Consider the following 19,394-nt stretch of genomic DNA (forward strand, 5'->3'; position numbering starts at 1 on the left):
CTGCCTAGGCGGTCTCGCTCACCCGGTAGCGCGGGAAACAGTCCAGAACCCGCGCAAGGCTCTCTTCATCCCCCTCCACACGCGCCGCACCGCAATCTGTCAGCGTTGCAAGCTCGGTCTTGCCCTGAAAGAGACGGCGAAGGTCTTCCCATCCGATGGACAGATGCGCCGCCGGCGTTTCGGGGACGCCGAAATCGACGGTCAGCCTGTTCTCCGCGACCGTCAGCGCGGCATCCGCCGCCTGCTCGCCCGTCACGGTGAGATGGATCGCCGCGTCGAGCCCGCGCGCCTTGCGGCGCTGGAAGGTGAGCGTCAGGCCGAACAGGAAAGCGAAGGCATTGTCGCTCTCGATCGTCCAGTCCACCGGTTTCACCTGCTTGTGGGGGAAACGCTTCCGCACGCTGTCGGCGGCATCCGACCCTTCCAGCACGAAGACCATCTCCTGCTTCGCCAGCAGCGGATCGAGATAGGTTTTGCGATACTCGATCCGGTCATCGACATAAGGCCCCAGCACATCCGTTCCGGCAGGACAGACACTCAGGCAATAGGCGGCCTTGTAGCCCGGCTTGAAGGACAGGCTCTGCCACATGGACACGGTTTCGCCGTGGCTCACGCGACTATCGTAGTCCTCCGCGTCCCGCGCCTCGGCGACTTCATGCACCCAGTCGGTGAAGCCCCCCATGAACTCGCGATAATTATGCGTATAGCAGGCGGAGAAGTTGAAGGTGCCGTCCGCGCCGATCGCCTCCACCGGGCAGGCGGCCACGCAGAGACGGCAATCCAGGCAAGGCGAATAGTCGAGCGGCGCGCTCGTCTTCGTGACGGGATTTTCGATCAGCACCGTGCCGAGCAGGATGAAGCTGCCGAATTTCGGATGGATCACGTTGCGATGGAGCCCCATCCTGCCCATGCCGGCGGTTTCGGCGAGCGGCTTGTGGGAGATGGTTTGCATATTGGTCGGAAAGTTCTGCGCTTCCATGGGAAAGGCGGCGGCGGGGTTGATCGCGCGGATCCCCCTGTCCTCCAGCCGGCGCACCACGTCACGGGCGACATCGTTCACCAGGTCGTAGGTCTGGTGGAACTCTTCATTGGCGACGGAGCGCACCGTCGTGCGTACCGTCGTCCGGTTCATGCGGCAGACAAAACTCACCAGCGTCCGCGTCCCCGGCAAAAGCGCCTCGATCAGGTGGGCCTGAGCGGCAGCGGCCGGATCGCTTGCCGCCACGATGCCGCAATCGTCGGCGCCTGCCTCCAGAAAGAGCCCGCGAAGGAAGTCCTCATCGAGCGGTTCCAATGCCCGGGGGGCCGGCTCGCTCCCGCCGGTCTCTTTCAGGGCCCGATAGGCTTCGATATCGCGATGTTCGGCAGTCGTCCCGGTCATGTCTGACTCCATATAGTGTAGATACACTATATGGAGTGACGCAAACCGTCGTCAATGGCGGTCGCAGTGAATTATTTGATCTTTACCTCGCCCTTCCGGCCCAGCGACCGGGCCAGCGCATTGAGGCGCTTTTCCACGACCTCGCCGGTCAGCGCCTCGTCCTTGCGGTCGAGGGTGAGCGTCACGAAGTTCTTGCTCACGCTCAGCCGGGTGCGCGGCAGAAGGCCGGTCGTCGCGCCGCACAGCGTGAAGGCGAGACGGAGCGCCAGCCCCAGCACCAGCGCCCGGCTGTTTTCCTTCTCGTTCATCATGCCGGTGAGATCGCCCAGCAGGTCCGGCTCTCCCCGCCCCTCATGCCGGTGATAGCCGACACGGGCCAGAAAGATACGGCCCGGATGATCGATACCGGAGAACGGCGCCAGCATGATCTCGGTCATCGCATGATGCGCCCGGTAGTCGGGATGCACATACCAGCCGATATCGGCAAGGATGCACCCGGCAAGCCGCAGCCGCGCTTCTTCCTCGTTTTCGCCCAGCAGATCCTTGGCGAAGAGCGGCGCGGTCCAGTCGAAGAACTCGTCGCCATGCTCGGGAAAGCGCGCCAGCCGGCCCGCCAGATCATGCGCGCCTGCGATCAGCGGGTGCTTCGCCTTTTCCTCCGCCTCAAGCCGGTCGAAAAGGACGCCTTCGCGCAGACCATAGGCGGAGACGATGACTTCCTTCGCCTTGGTGGCTGCGAGGATCTTGTCCAGCACCAGCGCGCCATAGGGCAGCGCATCGATGCGGCGCTCCGAAACATCCGGAATCTGCCCGAGCGTCTTGGGGCCGAGCTTCTCGATCACGCGGGAAATCTCGGCCGCCTCCGAGGCGGGCATGGAATAGTGATGCAGCACATGGATGGGGTATTTGCGCTGCGCCATGTGGATGCGGGCAAGGTTTCGCCAGACACCGCCGACCGCATAGAAGCGTTGTCCTTCCAGGCGCTTCAGCCAGTCGAGGCCCTTGAGTTCCTTCTCGACGATGGTCTCGGCGAGCGTGAGATTGCCCTTGGAAAGGTCCATGAGGCGAAGCGGGCCGAGCGGCAGCGTGGCGCCCTCGCCCATCTTGCCGCCGCCCACCGTCACCAGTTCGAGGCTGCCGCCACCCAGATCGCCGACAATGCCTTCGGCATCGGGTGTGCCGGACAGCACGCCCTGCGCGGCAAAGCGGGCCTCGTCCTTGCCGGAGAGGATCATGAAGGGGAAGCCGCAAATGCCTTCGGCCTTCTTGACGAATTCGGCACCGTCCTCCGCATCGCGCACGGCGGCGGTTGCTGCAACGACCAGTTCGTCGATGCCGATCTGCTCGCGCAGCGCGACGAAGCGGCGCATCGCAGCCAGCGCCCGTTCCATGCCTTTGGGGTCGAGACGTCCGGTACTCGCAAGGCTACGGCCAAGGCCGCACATCACCTTTTCATTGAAGACCGGTACCGGGTTGCGTTGCGCACCGGCATAGACCACGAGTCGTACAGAGTTTGAGCCGAGATCGATAATGCCGAACCGGCCGCTCTTCTTGCTGCGGCTCACTTCAATCCTCTTGGACGTTTGCAGGACGTTTTAATCCTGCGCGGCCTTGATGTCGAATTTTGGCGGCAGATTTTTCTGCAGCGCTTTGCCGCGGCCAGAGAGGCTAGCATTGTTCATGAAATAGGTGTGTGCGTTAAACGGCTCCTCGCCCTCCGGCACCGTGATGCGGACGAATCGGCCGTCGGGACGCAGTTCCCAGCTCTGCTGGTTGTCCTTGAGGTTGGCCAGCATGATCTGGTCCAGCACCTGATCGTGAACCGTGGGGTTCAGGATCGGCACCAGCGTCTCCACCCGGCGGTCGAGATTGCGGGGCATCCAGTCGGCCGAGGAGATATAAACCTTCGCCTTGTCGGAAGGCAGCTCCGCGCCATTGCCGAAGCACACGATACGGGAATGCTCCAGGAAGCGCCCAACGATGCTCTTTACACGGATGTTTTCCGAAAGCCCCGGCACGCCCGGACGCAGGCAGCAAATGCCGCGAATGACGAGCTCGATGTGAACGCCAGCCTGGCTGGCCTTGTAGAGCGCATCGACGAGCGCCGTATCCACCAGGGAGTTCATCTTCGCCCAGATCGCGGCGGGACGCCCTGCTCTTGCATTGTCGATCTCGGTCTGGATATCGGAAAGCAGGCGCTTGCGCAGGTTTAGCGGCGAAACGGAGAGCAGCTCCATATCCTTCGGTTCGGCATAGCCCGTAATGAAGTTGAAGAGCTGGGCTGCGTCATGCGCCAGGCGCGGATCGCAGGTGAACATGGAGCAGTCGGTGTAAATCTTCGCCGTGATCGGGTGATAATTGCCGGTGCCGAAATGCACATAGGAGCGCAGCACACCGCTCTCGCGGCGGACCACCAGCGACACTTTCGCGTGGGTCTTGAGTTCGATGAAGCCGAACACCACCTGCACGCCGGCGCGTTCCAGATCGCGCGCCCAGCCGATATTGGCGGCTTCGTCGAAACGCGCTTTCAGCTCCACCAGCGCCGTCACGGATTTACCGGCCTCCGCCGCCTCGATCAGCGCCTCCACGATGGGACTGTCCTTGGAGGTGCGGTAAAGCGTCTGCTTGATCGCGACGACATCCGGGTCAGCCGCGGCCTGACGCAGGAACTGCACCACCACGTCGAAAGATTCGTAAGGATGGTGGACCAGAATGTCCTTGGCGCGGATCGCGGCGAGGCAGTCGCCGCCATGATCGCGGATGCGCTCGGGGAAGCGCGCATTATAGGGCGGGAATTTCAGGTCCGGACGATCGTCCACGATAAGCTGGCTCACCTGGGCGAGACCCAGAATGCCGTCGACCTGAACCAGTTCCTTTTCGCTGACGTCGAGTTCGTCCACGACGAAATTGCGTAAGCCCTCGGGCGTGGCCGCTTCGATCTTCAGCCGGATCACGCTGCCCCGGCGGCGGCGCTTCAGCGCGCTTTCGAAATAGCGCACCAGGTCTTCGGCTTCTTCCTCGATTTCGATATCGCTGTCACGCAGCAGGCGGAAGGCGCCGCGCCCGGCCACCTGATAGCCGGGGAACAGCCGGTCGAGAAACAGGCCGATCATGTTTTCAAGGCTGATGAAACGGATCGTGCCTTCCGTGCCCTTGCCGCCCATATTACTCGGCAGGCGCATAAAGCGTTCCACCTGATGGGGCACGGGCAGCAGCGCATCCATCATCTTGCCGTCGCTGATGCGCTTCAGTTGAAGCCCCAGCGCGAAACCGAGATTGGGGATGAAGGGGAAAGGATGCGCCGGGTCGATGGCCAGCGGCGTCAGCACCGGAAACACCTGTTCGAGAAAGCGCGTCTCGATCCAGGAGAATTCCTCTTCCGTGACTTCTCCCGGCTCCAGCAGGCAGATACCCGCCTGGCGCAATTCCTTCAGCAATTCACCCAAGCGGTTCTGCTGATCGTTCATCAACTCGTTCGCCATGGCGTTCACGCGATCGAGCTGCTGGGCCACCGTCAGGCCGTCCGGGCTCATGGTCTCCACGCCGGCGCGCACCTGGCCGCGCAGGCCCGCCACGCGGACCATGTAGAACTCGTCCAGGTTGGAGGCCGAGATGGACAGGAAGCGCAGGCGCTCCAGAAGCGGATGGTTGGGGTTTTCCGATTCTTCGAGGACGCGCCGGTTGAAGGCCAGCCAGGACAGCTCCCGGTTGATGAACCGCTCGGGCCGCGTCATGTCGATCGCCGTGACCGGAATGTCCGGCGCCGCCGGCGTTGTGGGCTTCGCCACGTCCGAAAGCGGCGCGTCCGAACGGGACGAGGCGTCCCGACCGTTCTCCGGCTGAGCCCTCTCTCTGGCGGAGGCATTTTGCTTGGCTTTACCGGTGCTCATTTCGGTCGCGTCTTTCTGTTCGGCCCGTCAGGCTATCAAATCAAGTCATGAAACGGATTGGAGATTACGAAAACTATATGACCAAGATATGACCTGGAAAAGCCGATTTCACTTGAACCATCAACGGCTTGGGGATCAATCCTGCGATGGGCCGCGCTCCAGTATCTCGGCGGCGAGTCGAGGCCCCAAAGGCCGTTTTCCCGCCAGAGACGCTTCGTCCAGCGCTTCCACCAGCGCACGGGCGGCCGCCACCGAGCGTTCCATGCGCGGCAGCAGAAAGGGGATCAGCGTCTCGGGCACATTGAGCTGGCGGTCGTCGAAGAGCTTTGCCAGCACGCCCGCCAGCAGCTCGTCATCGGGGCTTCCCAGTTCGGCATGCGGCGCGGCGCGAAGGCGCGAGGCGAGATCGGGCAAGGTGAACTTTTGCTGCGCCGGGGCGATGCGCGAGGTCATCAGCAAAAACCCGCCCTCTTCCCGCGTCAGGTTCACCAGATGAAAAAGCGCGCGCTCGCCCTTTTCCGACAGCGCGTCGATCCCCTCCAGCACCAGCGGACCGCCCGCTGCCAGGGCGGCTATGTCGGCATCGGGCAAGTCGGCGGGCGCGACGTGCCGCGCATCGCTTCTCATGCGCCAGACTTCGGCGAGATGCGTTTTGCCGCTTCCAGCGGGTCCCGACAGCACCAGCCACGGCGCCGACCAGTCCGGCCAGGCGTCGATCATCGCGACCGCCGTCTCGTTCGACGCTGCGACCAGAAAATCCTCCCGCCCCAGCGCCGGGCGGTGCGGCAATGCCAGTACAAGTTGCCGGGCCATTCAGCCTTCCGGTGTTTCCTTGGTGGGTGCCACGCCGGGCGGAACGGGCCGTCCCTCCGCATGCTGGGCCTTCGCCTCCACATCTCCCGCGCCCGATGAATAGGCGCGGTCGCCGAGATAGAGCGGGCTCGTCTGATAGCGCGCCACCGAATACCGCGCGATGACGCCGATCGCCGCGGCGACGGGCACGGCCAGCAACGCGCCGACGAAGCCGAACAGCGCGCCAAAGGCGAACAAGGCGAACATCACCCAGACGGGATGAAGCTGCACCCTGTCGCCCACCAGCTTGGGCTGGAGGAAATTGCCTTCCACGATCTGCCCCAGCTGATAGATCGCCATGATGATGATGACCTGGGTGTAGTCGGGCCAGAACTGCAGAAGCGCCAGAATGAGCGAGATGACGAAGCCTGTCAGCGATCCCAGATAGGGGATGAAACTGATGATGCCCGATACGATGCCGACAATGAGCCCGAAGCGCAGTCCGGCAGCCGACAGCGCAATGGCGTAATAGCTGCCGAGAATGATGCAGACCAGCACCTGTCCGCGCACATAGCCTTCCAGCACCGTGTCGATCTCGCGGGCCAGCGCGCGGATCGTCGGCGCATGATCGCGCGGCAGAAGTTGATCGATCCGCTCCACCATCCGGTCCCAGTCGAGCAGCAGATAGAAGGCGACGACGGGCGTTACCACCACCAGGGCGATGACGCCTGCGATCTGAAGCCCCTGCGACCCGACCGAGGCAACGATGTTCAGAAGCCAGCCGAAGCTGTCGCCCAGAGAACTCTTGATCGCGTCCTGAATGTCCGCGGCGCGCTCGCCGAAGATCGCTTCAAGCCGGGCCGATGTCAGATGCAGCAGGCCCTGCCGCGCTTCCTCGAAGAGCTTGGGCAGCGATTCAGCCAGCGAGACCGCCTGCTGCACGACCGGGGGCAGCACCAGAATGGCCAGCACAACCATGACGATGATGAAAAAGATCGTGATCACCGCGGTCGCCCAGAGGCGCGACAGCCCCCATTCCTCCAGCTTGTCGGCCATCGGATCGAGGAAATAGGCGATCGCCATGCCCGCCACGAAGGGCAGGAGGATGCTTTCGAGCAGCCAGAGCATGAGCACGAAGACGAACGCCACGATGGCCCAGACGATCAATTGCCGCTGAATGCTCATTGCCCTCTCCCCGGCCGGTCCATTTGCAGATCGGCGATGCCCGTCACGGCTGCACTTTCAGAACCCAGTGCCGACCGCTTTCGATTGCCCCCTGCGACGTCGCGCCCGGCACTGTACCGGCGCCAGGCGCGGGCATCGCGTCCATCGGCGTGCGGCGCGTCGTCTGCTGTTCCTCAGGCGTCAGAAAACCGCCCTCCTCGGGCACACGGGCTTCGGGTCCCCGGTCGCCCGCCTCGGCAACCGGCGTCATGCCGGCCCCGTCCATCCCTGCATCCGGTCCCGGTCCGGCGCTGGCCACCCCGTCCGAGGAAAGCGCGAGGCCCTGCTGTGCGAGGGAAAGCGCCAGCCGTTCCGGCTCCCCCTTGAAGGAGAGGCGCAGTTCGGCTGCCCCGCCCGTAATGCCCATCACATCCATGCCGGTGATCAGCGGGGTGCTGCCAAGCCCGTGGCGGATCTTCTGCCACTCGCCCAGATTGTCGAAGCGGGCCGTCGCGTTCAGCTCCCTTATGCGGGTATCGCGGACGATGATCTGGCGTTTCCACTGAATCCCGAGCGAGGTGAGCATGCCCTGCGCGGCCTGCGCGGCGGCGTCTTCCAGCGTATCGCCCTCGAAAGAGCGCTGGATGGTTTCCTGCGGCGCCGGGCCGCCATAATGGGTGGCGGTCACGTCGAGCACGGTCTTGCCGTCGCGCGGGCTGGCCTTGGCCAGCGCCACCACCGTGTCGGACGCGCCATAGCGTTCGGCAAGCGCCGTCAACGCCTCTGCGTCGCCCGAGACCGCCTTGTCGACGGGGACGAGGTTCATTTCGTCGATATCGCCCAGGGGCACGATAAGCGGCTTCATGGCGCCCGACAGGTCGACCTTGTTCCAGGCCTTGCGCCAGGGATTGTCGTCTTCCCAGAGAATACGGGTCCCGTCCTTTTCCAGCACCGGCAGGAGAAGCGCCGGGCGGGCCTGCGTCTCGGCAAATGGCACGCCGGAGCGGCTTAGGATGCCGCGCACGGCCCCACGCTGGAAGCTCACGATCAGATTGGCGATATAGCGGGTGGAACTCGCCTTTTCACTGGCGACCTGAAAGCCGGACACGGCGTTCTGAGCCATCTGGTCGTCCACCGGGGGCAGCTTGCTCCAGTCTTCCGGCAGGGTCAGGCGGTGCATGAGCTGCGTCAGCGCATCGCGCTGGCCTTGCGCCTGCGCGAGCCCGCGCGCCGTCGCGGCGCTGTCGGCGGTCACGTCCACATGCACATTCTTCACCGTAAACAGGTCGCCCGCGCTGGCCGGAAGAGTGCCGATTACGATCTGCGATGCGAGGAAAAGCCCTGCGATGGGCAGGAGCCGGTAAATCGCCTTCATGAACTGGCCCTTCAATTCTGTTCCGGCAATTCTGTCCGGGGAACGCTCGACTGCGCCCCTGCCTCGATGGCGGGAGCCTTAATTCCGGCGACACTATACCATCGCGCCCGCTCACGCGAAGGCGGCCAGACCAAAAAGCCGCCGCAATCCGCGCTTATCCACGCATTCTCGTTCTTCCGGCCGGCTTCTTTCCGGCTTCCTGGGCCCTTCTGCCACAGCCCCTTGCGCACGGGCTCAATTTCGGGTGGTTTATGCCCTTCGATTCCCCCTCCCTGAAGACGGCGCGACATGGCCTCCAATCCTGAAAATCCGGACCGCAGCAACCGCTACAGCTATGCCAAGGCCGGTGTCGATATCGACGCCGGCAACGAGCTGGTGCATCAGATCAAGCCGCTGGCCGCCTCGACGCGCCGGGCGGGCGCGGATGCGGAGCTTGGCGGCTTCGGTGGCCTGTTCGATCTTGCCGCCTGCGGCTTCAAGGACCCGCTGCTGGTCGCCGCCAATGACGGGGTGGGCACCAAGCTGCGCGTCGCCATCGAGGCGGACGAGCATGAGACGGTCGGCATCGACCTTGTCGCCATGTGCGTGAACGATCTCGTCGTGCAGGGTGCCGAGCCGCTTTTCTTTCTCGACTATTACGCAACCGGCCATCTGGACGTGGATGTGGCGCGCTCGGTCGTCGCCGGTATCGCGGAAGGGTGCCGCCAGGCGCATTGCGCGCTGATCGGCGGCGAGACGGCGGAAATGCCGGGCATGTATTCCAAGGGCGATTACGACCTTGCGGGCTTTGCCGTCGGCGCGGTCGAGCGTGACGGCGTGCTGCCGCGCTCCGACCTCAAGCCGGGCGACGTGCTGCTGGGCCTTGCCTCTTCCGGTTTCCACTCCAACGGCTATTCGCTCGTCCGCCGCATCGTGGAAGACGAGCGGCTTTCATGGTCCGCCCCCTTCCCCGGCGGCGACGGTGCGAACATCGCGCAGACGCTGCTGACGCCGACGCGGATCTATGTCCGCTCGCTTCTGTCTGCGATCCGCGAAACGCATGCGGTGAAGGCGATGGCGCATATCACCGGCGGCGGCTTTGTCGAAAACATTCCCCGCGTGCTGCCCGACGGGCTCGCCGCCCATATCGACGGCGCGAGCTGGGCCATGCCACCCGTCTTCCGCTGGCTGATGAAGCTGGGCGGGCTCGACGAAGCCGAGATGGGCCGTACCTTCAATTGCGGCATCGGCATGGTCGTGGTCGCGGATGCGGACAAGGCCGAGGAGGTGGCGAGCTTCCTGCGCGGCGCGGGCGAAACCGTCTATCGCATCGGCAAACTGGCCGAAGCGGAAAGTGGCGGCGAGCGCGTCGTCATCAAGGGCGAATTGGGGTCGGCAGGCTGATGCGCATTGCCGTCCTGATTTCGGGCCGCGGTTCCAACCTCAAGGCCCTGATCGATGCCTGCGCGGCGGAGGACTTCCCCGCCGAGATCGGCCTTGTGCTGTCCAACCGGCCGAATGCGTCCGGCCTCCTCCATGCCGAGGAAGCCGGCATTCCTCACAAGGTCATCGACCACAAGGAATTCAAGACGCGCGAGGAGTTCGACGCGGTGCTTCACCGCACGCTGGAAGATGCGGAGATCGAACTCGTCTGCAATGCGGGCTTCATGCGCATCCTGACCGACGATTTCGTCAACAGGTGGCGCGACCGGATGCTCAACATCCACCCCTCGCTCCTGCCCGCCTTCAAGGGCTTGCATGTGCATCAGCGCGCAATCGATGCAGGCGTGCGCCTCTCGGGCGCCACGGTGCATTTCGTCCGTCCCGAGATGGATGAAGGCCCCATCGTCGCGCAGGTGGCGGTGCCGGTGCTGCCTGACGACACGGCAGATGTGCTCGCCGAGCGCATCCTTGAGGCCGAACACAAGCTCTACCCCTTCGCACTGCGCCTCGTCGCAGAAGGCAAGGCGCGGGTGGCCGATGAGCGCGTCGTCATTTCCGATGGTATTCCCGACGCGCCCGCGCCCATCTTCATGCCGCCATTGGACTAGGAAGAGGCCGCCGTGAGAAGAGCTGTCTTTCCCCTTCTCGCGATTCTCGCCTTCGGTGCCGCAATTCTCCTTTATGCAAACTGGCCGGTCGACAATCCGATTCCGCCCGCGACGCGCGCCGACCGCATACTCATCGACAAGAGTGAGCACAGCCTGTCGCTCTATTTCCGGGGGCAGATCTCTCCGTGTTTATCGAATATCACTCGGCACCGGCGGGATTGCTCCCAAGACCCGGGAGGGCGACCGTCTGACGCCGGATGGACGATACAAGATCGCCTCGCGCAACCCTGACAGCGCCTACCACCTTTCCCTCCGGATCAGCTATCCGGACGCATCGGATGTCGCACGGGCCAATGCCGCTGGCATATCGCCGGGCAGCGACATCATGATCCACGGTCTGCGCAACGGCCTCGGCTGGTTCGGACGCCTTCATCGCTTGGTGGACTGGACGGCCGGATGCATCGCCGTCACCAATCCGGAGATCGAGGAAATCTGGCGCATCGTGCCCGATGGCACACCGGTTGAAATCCGTCAGTGAAGAAAACCTCAGAGCGGCTGGCGGGTGAACGGCACTTTCAGCTGTCCGAGGAAGTTTTCCGGCATGGGCTGCTCGATCCCGATATCCCGGGGCGGGCGGCGCGGCGAATTGTAGAAGCTGCCGAAAAGCTGGTCGTACAGCACCAGGTTCTCGCCATAGTTCCGGTTGCCCTCGTTCAAATCCTTCGAGTGGTGCCAGCGATGGAGCGAAGGCGTATTGAAGACATAGTTCAACACGCCGCAGCGCATCTCGATATTGCAGTGGGTGAGAAGCCCGATGAAGGCCGTCACCGCGCTGACCAGCAGCAGCACCGGCTCCGGCGCGCCGAGCAGCAACAGGATCGGGATGCCCACCGCGAGGCCGGTCAGCGTATCCACGAGGTGAAAGCGCCCGGTATTGAAGAACCAGAGCCGCGTCACGCTGTGATGCACGGCATGGAAGCGCCAGAGCCACGGCCATTCATGCGCCAGACGGTGCTTCCAGTAGAGCGGGAATTCGATGACGACAAGGCCCAACGCGAGCTGGATGGCGAGCGGCCATTCGGCGGGCCAGATGCCGTCTCCCCGGGGCGCCATCCATCCTGCGATCCCCATAAAGACAATGACGGTGATCAACACCTGCGCCACGCCCTTGTTCAGCACGGTATGGAGGAGGTCCGGCAGCATCTGGCCGTCATTTTCGAGCCAGGCGCGCTCATGCGGCATGGCCCGCTCGAGAACGGCAATGGTGAGCGCCAGCCCCAGATAGGTCACGTTGAAGGCGGCCACCCCGTGCCCGGTGGACATGGCGGCCCAGACAATGGCCAGCGGCACAGCGAAGAGCAGCGGCCAGAGAACGACAGACAATACGCGTCTCAAGATTTCGTCTCGCTTCGTCGGCAAAAATACGTCGGTCGGAAAAGACTAGCACGCGATTCCCGGCCGCGAGGCCTGCCGGGCCATTGCGTCGCAAAGTGTTGCCGAAAAAGCAAAAGGCCCCGCCCCCTTCTGCATTTCAGGGGCGGGGCCTTCCGAACTCGTCACGCAGGCTGAAATCAGCCGACGATCTCTTCGTCCTTGAAGAAGTACTTGATCTCTTCGGCAGCCGTTTCCGGCGCATCGGAACCATGCACGGAGTTCGCTTCGATGCTCTCCGCGAAATCCTTGCGGATGGTGCCCTCGGCGGCGTCGGCGGGGTTGGTGGCGCCCATCACTTCGCGGTTCTTGGTCACGGCGTCTTCGCCTTCCAGCACCTGCACCACGACCGGGCCGGAGATCATGAAGGCCACGAGATCGTTAAAGAAGGGGCGTTCCTTATGGACCGCATAGAAGCCCTCGGCCTGCTCCTTCGTCATGTGGATGCGCTTGGAGGCGACCACGCGAAGGCCCGCGCTTTCCAGGCGGTCGACGATCTTGCCGGTGATGTTGCGCCGGGTCGCGTCCGGCTTGATGATCGAAAAGGTCCGCTGAAGGGCCATGATCTTCGTCCTCTTTAGGGGGCTGTCTTGAATGCCGCCGGGCTCTCCCGGCGGGTTTTGGCGGCCTTATAGCGGGCCGCGGCCAAGGCGGCAACCATCGCCCCGTGACGAACGCATCGCCCGGTGCTAAGTAGCCGCTCATGTTGCATTTCAACGATCTCACATTCCGCATGGAGGGCCGCCTCCTTCTCGATCACGTCTCCGGTGCCATCCCGCCGGGCCAGCGGGTGGGGTTTGTCGGGCGCAACGGCACCGGCAAGTCCACGCTGCTGAAGATCATCACCGGCGAATACGGCACCGAGACGGGCGGCGTCAGCTATCCGAAGAACTGGCGTATCGGCATGGTCCGGCAGGAAGCGCCCGCCGGACCCATCACGCTGCTCGATACGGTGCTGGCCGCCGATCTGGAACGTGCCTCGCTGCTGGAGGAGGCCGAAACGGCGACCGACCCGCACCGCATCTCGGAAATCCATACGCGGCTCGCCGATATGGGCGCCCATGCGGCCCCTGCCCGCGCGGCCTCGATCCTGGCCGGCCTCGGGTTCGACGACGCCGCCCAGGCGCGGCCCTGTTCGGATTTTTCCGGCGGCTGGCGGATGCGCGTGGCGCTGGCCGCGGTGCTCTTTTCGGAACCCGACCTGCTGCTGCTCGACGAGCCGACCAACTATCTCGATCTGGAAGGCACGATCTGGCTTGAGGATTATCTGCGCCATTATCCGCATACCGTCCTCATCGTCAGCCATGACCGCGACCTGCTGAACAATGTCGCGCAGTCGATCCTGCATCTGGAGCACAAGAAACTGACCTTCTATGCGGGCAATTACGACCGCTTCGACAAAACGCGCCGCGAGAAGCTGCTGCTGCAGATGTCGATGAAGAAGAAGCAGGAAGACGCCCGCCGCCACATGGAAAGTTTCGTGGAGCGCTTCAAGGCGAAAGCCTCCAAGGCCCGTCAGGCGCAAAGCCGCATGAAGGCACTGGCGAAGATGGAGCCCATCGCCGACATTCTGAACGAGCGCGTGCTGCCCTTCCGCTTTCCCGCGCCGGAAAAGCCGCTGTCCTCGCCCATCATCCGGCTGGAACATGCCTCCGTCGGCTACGAGCCGGACAAGCCGGTGCTCAAGGACCTCGACCTGCGGATCGACCAGGACGACCGCATTGCGCTTCTGGGCGCGAACGGCAACGGCAAATCGACTTTCGCCAAGCTGCTTTGCGACCGGCTGCGCGTCAGCTCCGGGCACAAATACGATTCCAAGAAGCTACGTATCGCCTATTTCGCGCAGCACCAGCTCGACGAGCTCAATATGGGCGAGACGCCCTATGAGCATTTCCGCGAGCTGATGCCCGATGCGACGCAGGCACAGGTGCGCGCCGCCGCCGGCTCCTACGGGTTCGGCGCCGACAAGGCCGACACCAAGGTGGAGAAGCTGTCGGGCGGCGAGAAGGCGCGGCTTCTCTTTGCCATCGCAACCTTCCACAAGCCGCATCTCATCATTCTCGACGAACCGACCAACCATCTCGATGTCGACAGCCGCGAAGCGCTCGTCATGGCGATCAATGATTATGACGGCGCTTTCATCCTGATCAGCCATGACCGCCATCTGGTGGAAACCTGCGCCGACCGGCTCTGGCTGGTCGCGGACGGTACGGTCGCGCCTTATGAGGGCGACCTGAACGACTACCGCAAATGGCTGCTCGATCCGGCGCGGCGCGTGCGCCCCATCGCGCCCGGCGAGGAAGAGGCGGAGGACGTTCCCGCCGCCCCGCGTCCGTCCAACGACAAGCGGGAAGCCCGCCGCCAGGCCGCGAAGAAGCGGGAACAGTTCGCCCCGCTCAAAAAGAAGGCGCAGGCCGCCGAAAAGGAAATCGGGCGGTGTCAGGCCGAAGTCGCAAAGATCGACGCGAAGCTTGCCGAACCCGGTCTCTTCGACCGCGATCCGGACAAGGCAAACGAGCTTGCCAAGGCCCGCGCCGACGCCCTGCGCGCCGTGGAAGCCGCCGAGGAAGCCTGGCTGGAAGCAAGTTCGGCCTATGAAGAGGCCATGGCGGCGGATTGAAGGGCGGCGGATTGACCGGCTATTTCTTCGGGCCCGCCACGCCCAGCCGCGCCAGCACCTCGCCCGGAATGCCGTAGGCGCTGATCACCTCGCGCCGGTCGCGCAAACCGCAAAGCTCACGCTGGATCAGGAAGCCATAGACCTTGTCCGCCACATCCTGCACCAGCGCGGGACGCGCCTCGTCTTGCGCGTCGCATGCCCGCAGCTTCTTCAGCGCCTTTTCCACGCCCGCGCCCGCCCGGCCCAGCGCGGAGGCCTGCTCGGCGAGGATTTCCTGGTCCAGCACCTGCTCGCCGGTTTCCACATGGGTTTTGACGGCAAAAAGATTTGGCGGTCTGAGCGACATGGGGGCGCAATCCGTTCGATGGAGCGCTATTCAAACATGAGATCGCATGTGATTTCGAGAGGGACGTGAGGCGCCCCTAGCGGGACACGACGACCTCCACCTCCATCTCGCGAAAGGCGGCGGGACCGCCGGCGAAACTGCCTGAAACGGGGATCGTCTGGCGGATATTCCGCGCCACGCAAACGGGCACGAGATTGTATCCCCCCATCCCGCGATTGGTCGGGTCGAAGCTGATCCAGCCCGCCCCCGGCACGTAAACCTCCACCCATGCGTGGGTGGACCCGGCCTCGGCCGAGCCGATCGTGTCCGGGTCGTCGGGATTGCTCAGATAGCCGGAGACGATCCGCGCGCCAAAGCCGAGCGAACGGGCCGCCTCGGCAAACAGCACGGCGAAATCGCGGCAGGTGCCTGTCCCCCGGTCCAGCGTTTCCGAAGGAGACTGCGTCCCCTCCTCCTCGCGCTCGCGATAGCCGATCCACGCCCCGACGCCCGTATTGAGATCCTTGAGTAGCGCCAGCGTGTCGGTTTCCTCTCCCCGGACGAAGCCCCTCGCCCAGATCCGCAACCTGTCCGCGGGGTCTTCATACTGAAGCACCGTCATGGCGCCGAGATCGGTCCATTCGTCTTCGGAATATAAAAACGGATAGCGGATCGCAGAGGCCGCGATGGGAAAGACCGGCCAGGGCTCGATGTCGAGTTCGATCCGCGCGACGCTGTCGATCACCAGCCGGTCGGTGGGCGAGGCAATCGAGGCGATCGCCACGGCATTTCCGAACACGTCGCTCGACCATGAAAGCTCGGCCTTCGGCGTTACCGTCACCTCATGCGACAGGAGACGAAGGTCCCGGCTCTCGCGCGGCCGCAGCATGAGGCGGTGCGGTCCCAGGCTGACGGCTTCCTCATAGGTGTAGGTCGTTCGGTGCCGAATGGTAATTACCGTCACGTTGCGCCTCCTTGCGGCGAAGCTGGTCGGGAGACAAACCGGATACCGGCGCCGCTCCCGATGCAAGAATGGAATTGTATTGCGTCTGCCCTTGCCTGTATCGTCTGCGGATCGGTTACCGGCGAACCGAACGCGAGACACGCACCGGGCCGGCAAGCCTTTTGTCCTGAAAAACAGACAGCCCGCAGCATTACGTCGCTGCGGCACGACCGGAGCGGTTTCCATTCGCTCCGCTCATCTTCGCGTGTCCGAGGAAAAAGGCTCCCCTCATCACTGCATCGCAGCCCCATTGGGGGCGCAAAGGACACGAAAATGGCCAAGGGCCAGAAACGAAGCAACCGGGAAGCCAAGAAACCGAAGGCCGTGAAACCGGCGGTCGTGGCGGAAACGCTTCCCCTGTTCAACAAGGGAAGCAAGGCGCCTCTTTCCAAGACAGGCGGCAAAAAGCACTAAGGCTCGTCAGGCCGTCCGCGCGTCGCTGAAGGTCACGAGCTTCCTCTTCGCTTCATCCCACAGGGTAAGCGTCGAGGCCCGCAAGGCCGCCCGCAAGGTCAGCGGCGAGCGTTCGCTCAACACGGACGCACTTCGGTAACAAGCCTCCAGCCGGTAGTTCGGCACGCGCGGCGCCAGATGATGGATGTGATGAAAGCCGATATTGCCTGTCGCCCATTGCAGGATCCTCGGCAGTTTCAGATAGGACGATCCCTCCATCGAGGCGGCGGCATGGCTCCACTCGTCGCGGCGCAGCCATTTCGCATTGTCGAAGCGGTGCTGGACGGAGAAAAGCCAGACCCCGATCACGGTCGTCACCAGAATGATCGGCAGATGCACCATGGCGACCGTACCGAAACCGAAGATCAGCCCCAGCCCGGTGAAACCGGCAAGGAGCGCCAAATTCGTCATCCAGACTGAGCGGCGTTCCTTCACCCAGTCGCCGGGCGTGTCGAAGGGCAAGCGGTAAAGCAGCAGAAAAACCAGGGGCGGAATGACGAGATGCGCCAGCAATGGATGGCGCGGCAGGCGGTAGAAAAAACGTTCGCGCGGCGTGAGCGCCTGATACTCGGCCACTGTCAGGCAGGCGGAGTAGATGTCGGCCCCGGATTCCCGGCGGTCCAGATTGTTCCAGTTCGCATGGTGCTGCGCATGCTGGCGCCGCCAGTTCTGATACGGCGCGAGCGTCAGCCAGCCGCATATCCGGCCGATAATGTCGTTGGCGCGGCGCGACGCCACGAAGGAGCCATGCCCGCAATCATGCTGGATGATGAATATCCGCACGAGGAAGGCGGCGGCGGGCACCGACAAGGCGAGCGTCAACCAGTAGGAAACGCCGACCGACCAATACATCAGGGCCAGGGTGACGAGATAGGAACCGACGGAGGAAACGATCTGGAAGAGCGCGAGCTTCAGGCTCGGCTTCTCGAACGGCACCACGGCCGCCCGGAGTGTTTTGGCAGTTTCGGACAAAGAATATGTCTCACATGGTAAGAAAACGACCGGCATTGCGCTGCGGTCGGCGCTTTGAAATGGAACCGGCGCATGCGGTTCATGAAGGTAATTTCCAGCTCATTCGCAGCCACGGGTCGAAATTCAATCGCAAAAACCTTCGAGTTTTGCGAGAAAAACCGCTTTAAAAACAGTCGGCTGCGTTGGTATTCTTGGAAACATTTCGATTTTTTATACGGTACCAGATAAATAAATTTTCGAATATACTTGTACTTTACCCGTACAGGATTTATATCCTGTTCAATCGATAGACGGCCAGACGTTTTGGCCTTGTGCGGGCACAGCCCGCCCCAAGTTCATCATCATCTCACCTGACAATTCGATTTCGACGGCCCGCGAGGTGTGGGCCGACCACACTATGTTTGGAAGAAACAAAACATGACGACGACAGGAACCGTAAAGTGGTTCAACGCCCAAAAGGGCTTTGGCTTTATCCAGCCGGATGATGGCGGCAACGACGCCTTCGTTCACATCAGCGCTGTGGAGCGCGCCGGATCCAGCAACCTGCGTGAAGGCCAGAAGGTCGAATACGAGCTTGCACGGGATGCGAAGAGCGGCAAGAGCGCTGCTGAAAACCTCAAGTTTCTGGACTGATTGCACAAGCCGGCGTTCCGGATTTCCGGATAAGACCGGCAGTCCGCCTACCCTTTCTCAAGATCGACCACGGATGTACTGGCGGTCCTGAAAAAAGCGGTAGTGCGGCGGCATGATGCCCTGTAAGACGCCTCGCGTCTTTGGCCCCGTATCCTGATGATGGATGCGGGGCTTTTTGCTGCCCGATCACCGCAAGCCGGTTCCCGCGTCGGAGACCATGGCTTCGAGGCGCTTCCGGTCGAGGATCGTGATGCGGCGCGGCGCCAATTCGATCATTCCCTGGCTGGCAAGGTTGCGCAGAAGGCGGGAGACAACCTCGCGGACGGTTCCGAGATGCCGCGCCAGCGTCTCCTGAGACATGCGGATGACACCTGCCTCATCGGCACGTTCCATCAGCAGCAGTACCAGCCGCTCTTCCTGTGGCAGCCGCATCGTTTCTTCGAGAAACTGCAACAAGGAGAAGACGCGTCCTGAAAGCTGTTCGAAGAGAAAGCGTTGAACGGCCTGGTCCTCGGCAAACAAAGCACGAAACACAGGCCCCGAGACGGAAAGGACTTCGGCGCCCTGCTCCTCCGCTGCGGCCCATGCGGGATAAGGGATATCCGTGAACAGACTATTCAAGGCCAGAATGCAGCTCTGCCCCGGTTCGATCCAGTAGAGCGTGCCTTCGCGTCCATCGGGACCGACATAGTAAACCCGGATCGCGCCCGAGCGCACAAGATAGACGCCGCTCACCGCGTCGCCGGGATGGAGGATATCCGCTCCCGGCGGCACGGTGTTCAGCGTCAGGTCGGCATGGAGCCTCGCCTTTGTGTCGGATCGTATTTCGCGAGCAAAGGCAAATGCGTCGATGGCATCTTCCGGTATTTGCATTCGCCTCTCGCATTCTTTGTCTTGTCAGGCTGCCTTCCCGACAAAGTACATATCGCCCGGCGTCACCGTCGTGACCTCGGTGATCGTATCGAACATCAGCCCGACCTTCTCATGAACCCGCCTGACCGCTTCCGCGCTCGGCGCCATATTGAGACAGAAGGCGCGGCCCTCGTCAAAACCGACATGGATACGCAGGCTCACCACGCCTTCTTCGGCGCAAGCCGTTTCATAGGCCTCGTAGAACCCCGCAAAATCCTCCTTCGAAATCTCGGCCGGGAAGGAGCCGCGCGTCTGGTCGTGAGTGTCGATGAAGAACTTCATTTTCTGCATTGTCTTGCTCCAGATCGAAATCGGCGCCACTCGCGCCGCTCTTTCTGTAAACAGCAAGCGCTCCGCCATTTCTGGAACAAACGTCACATCGCCCCCCACTTCCCTCGGGCGAGCGAAGCATC

19 protein-coding genes are annotated in these 19,394 nt (G+C 63.1%); 6 read left to right on the plus strand and 13 right to left on the minus strand.

Translation table 11 applies throughout. The features are described from left to right. Positions 1–4: 4 nt before the first annotated feature. The 6 genes from ACSSVQ_RS03240 to ACSSVQ_RS03265 all read right to left on the minus strand — a co-directional run bounded on the left by ACSSVQ_RS03240 (position 5) and on the right by ACSSVQ_RS03265 (position 8,602). Positions 5–1,381: a 4Fe-4S ferredoxin gene (locus ACSSVQ_RS03240; protein ID WP_454180808.1), complete on the minus strand. Its 1,377-nt coding sequence runs from the start codon at positions 1,379–1,381 to the stop codon at positions 5–7. Between the two features lie 71 nt (positions 1,382–1,452). After that, entirely contained in the window at positions 1,453–2,946 is a 1,494-nt protein-coding gene (gene ppx, locus ACSSVQ_RS03245) for an exopolyphosphatase (RefSeq protein ID WP_454180809.1), read from the minus strand. A gap of 30 nt (positions 2,947–2,976) precedes the next feature. Beyond that, positions 2,977–5,115, minus strand: coding sequence for an RNA degradosome polyphosphate kinase (locus ACSSVQ_RS03250; protein WP_454184640.1), 2,139 nt, complete (start codon positions 5,113–5,115; stop codon positions 2,977–2,979). A 291-nt stretch (positions 5,116–5,406) separates the two neighbouring features. Beyond that, positions 5,407–6,084, minus strand: coding sequence for a chromosomal replication initiator DnaA (locus ACSSVQ_RS03255; RefSeq protein WP_454180810.1), 678 nt, complete (start codon positions 6,082–6,084; stop codon positions 5,407–5,409). Further along, entirely contained in the window at positions 6,085–7,248 is a 1,164-nt protein-coding gene (locus ACSSVQ_RS03260) for an AI-2E family transporter (RefSeq protein ID WP_454180811.1), read from the minus strand. A 43-nt stretch (positions 7,249–7,291) separates the two neighbouring features. Continuing rightward, entirely contained in the window at positions 7,292–8,602 is a 1,311-nt protein-coding gene (locus ACSSVQ_RS03265) for a DUF2066 domain-containing protein (protein ID WP_454180812.1), read from the minus strand. A 288-nt stretch (positions 8,603–8,890) separates the two neighbouring features. On the opposite strand from ACSSVQ_RS03265, the gene purM reads away from it, so the two are divergent. The 3 genes from purM (at position 8,891) to ACSSVQ_RS03280 (ending at position 11,170) form a co-directional block, all read left to right on the plus strand. Continuing rightward, positions 8,891–9,985 carry a phosphoribosylformylglycinamidine cyclo-ligase gene (gene purM, locus ACSSVQ_RS03270; protein WP_454180813.1) on the plus strand — a complete coding sequence of 365 codons (1,095 nt, stop codon included), beginning with the start codon at positions 8,891–8,893 and terminating at the stop codon, positions 9,983–9,985. Beyond that, positions 9,985–10,632, plus strand: a complete 648-nt coding sequence (gene purN, locus ACSSVQ_RS03275; RefSeq protein WP_454180814.1) for a phosphoribosylglycinamide formyltransferase — start codon at positions 9,985–9,987, stop codon at positions 10,630–10,632. The genes purM and purN overlap by 1 nt, the downstream gene beginning before the upstream one ends. A gap of 142 nt (positions 10,633–10,774) precedes the next feature. Beyond that, the gene (locus tag ACSSVQ_RS03280; RefSeq protein WP_454180815.1) at positions 10,775–11,170 is read left to right on the plus strand and encodes a L,D-transpeptidase family protein; all 396 of its coding nucleotides are present in this window, start codon (positions 10,775–10,777) and stop codon (positions 11,168–11,170) included. A gap of 8 nt (positions 11,171–11,178) precedes the next feature. Here the strand turns inward: ACSSVQ_RS03280 and ACSSVQ_RS03285 are convergent, their stop codons facing one another. After that, positions 11,179–12,027: a sterol desaturase family protein gene (locus ACSSVQ_RS03285; RefSeq protein ID WP_454180816.1), complete on the minus strand. Its 849-nt coding sequence runs from the start codon at positions 12,025–12,027 to the stop codon at positions 11,179–11,181. A gap of 176 nt (positions 12,028–12,203) precedes the next feature. Beyond that, complete coding sequence (gene ndk, locus ACSSVQ_RS03290; protein ID WP_454180817.1) at positions 12,204–12,626, minus strand: nucleoside-diphosphate kinase; 423 nt, start codon at positions 12,624–12,626, stop codon at positions 12,204–12,206. 140 nt (positions 12,627–12,766) lie between these two features. On the opposite strand from ndk, the gene ACSSVQ_RS03295 reads away from it, so the two are divergent. Beyond that, the gene (locus ACSSVQ_RS03295) at positions 12,767–14,683 is read left to right on the plus strand and encodes an ABC-F family ATP-binding cassette domain-containing protein (protein ID WP_454180818.1); all 1,917 of its coding nucleotides are present in this window, start codon (positions 12,767–12,769) and stop codon (positions 14,681–14,683) included. Positions 14,684–14,702: 19 nt separating this feature from the next. Here ACSSVQ_RS03295 and ACSSVQ_RS03300 read toward each other — a convergent pair whose 3' ends face one another. After that, on the minus strand, positions 14,703–15,029 hold the full coding sequence (locus ACSSVQ_RS03300) for a DUF6665 family protein (RefSeq protein WP_454180819.1): 327 nt from the start codon (positions 15,027–15,029) through the stop codon (positions 14,703–14,705). A 76-nt stretch (positions 15,030–15,105) separates the two neighbouring features. Continuing rightward, positions 15,106–15,972: a transglutaminase family protein gene (locus ACSSVQ_RS03305; protein ID WP_454180820.1), complete on the minus strand. Its 867-nt coding sequence runs from the start codon at positions 15,970–15,972 to the stop codon at positions 15,106–15,108. Positions 15,973–16,284: 312 nt separating this feature from the next. On the opposite strand from ACSSVQ_RS03305, the gene ACSSVQ_RS03310 reads away from it, so the two are divergent. Beyond that, positions 16,285–16,425: a hypothetical protein gene (locus ACSSVQ_RS03310; protein WP_339613804.1), complete on the plus strand. Its 141-nt coding sequence runs from the start codon at positions 16,285–16,287 to the stop codon at positions 16,423–16,425. Positions 16,426–16,431: 6 nt separating this feature from the next. Here ACSSVQ_RS03310 and ACSSVQ_RS03315 read toward each other — a convergent pair whose 3' ends face one another. Then, positions 16,432–17,436, minus strand: coding sequence for a fatty acid desaturase family protein (locus tag ACSSVQ_RS03315; RefSeq protein ID WP_454180821.1), 1,005 nt, complete (start codon positions 17,434–17,436; stop codon positions 16,432–16,434). A gap of 417 nt (positions 17,437–17,853) precedes the next feature. Here ACSSVQ_RS03315 and ACSSVQ_RS03320 point away from each other — a divergent pair, with 417 nt between their 5' ends. After that, complete coding sequence (locus ACSSVQ_RS03320; RefSeq protein ID WP_339613807.1) at positions 17,854–18,069, plus strand: cold-shock protein; 216 nt, start codon at positions 17,854–17,856, stop codon at positions 18,067–18,069. A 186-nt stretch (positions 18,070–18,255) separates the two neighbouring features. Here the strand turns inward: ACSSVQ_RS03320 and ACSSVQ_RS03325 are convergent, their stop codons facing one another. Together ACSSVQ_RS03325 and ACSSVQ_RS03330 are read right to left on the minus strand one after the other, a co-directional pair. Then, positions 18,256–18,942, minus strand: coding sequence for a Crp/Fnr family transcriptional regulator (locus ACSSVQ_RS03325; protein ID WP_454180822.1), 687 nt, complete (start codon positions 18,940–18,942; stop codon positions 18,256–18,258). Positions 18,943–18,966: 24 nt separating this feature from the next. Then, a complete protein-coding gene (locus ACSSVQ_RS03330) occupies positions 18,967–19,272 on the minus strand; it encodes a DUF4242 domain-containing protein (protein WP_454180823.1) in 306 nt (101 codons plus the stop codon). Between the last annotated feature and the right edge of the window lie 122 nt (positions 19,273–19,394).

The organism is Parvibaculum sp. MBR-TMA-1.3b-4.2, from assembly GCF_053628815.1.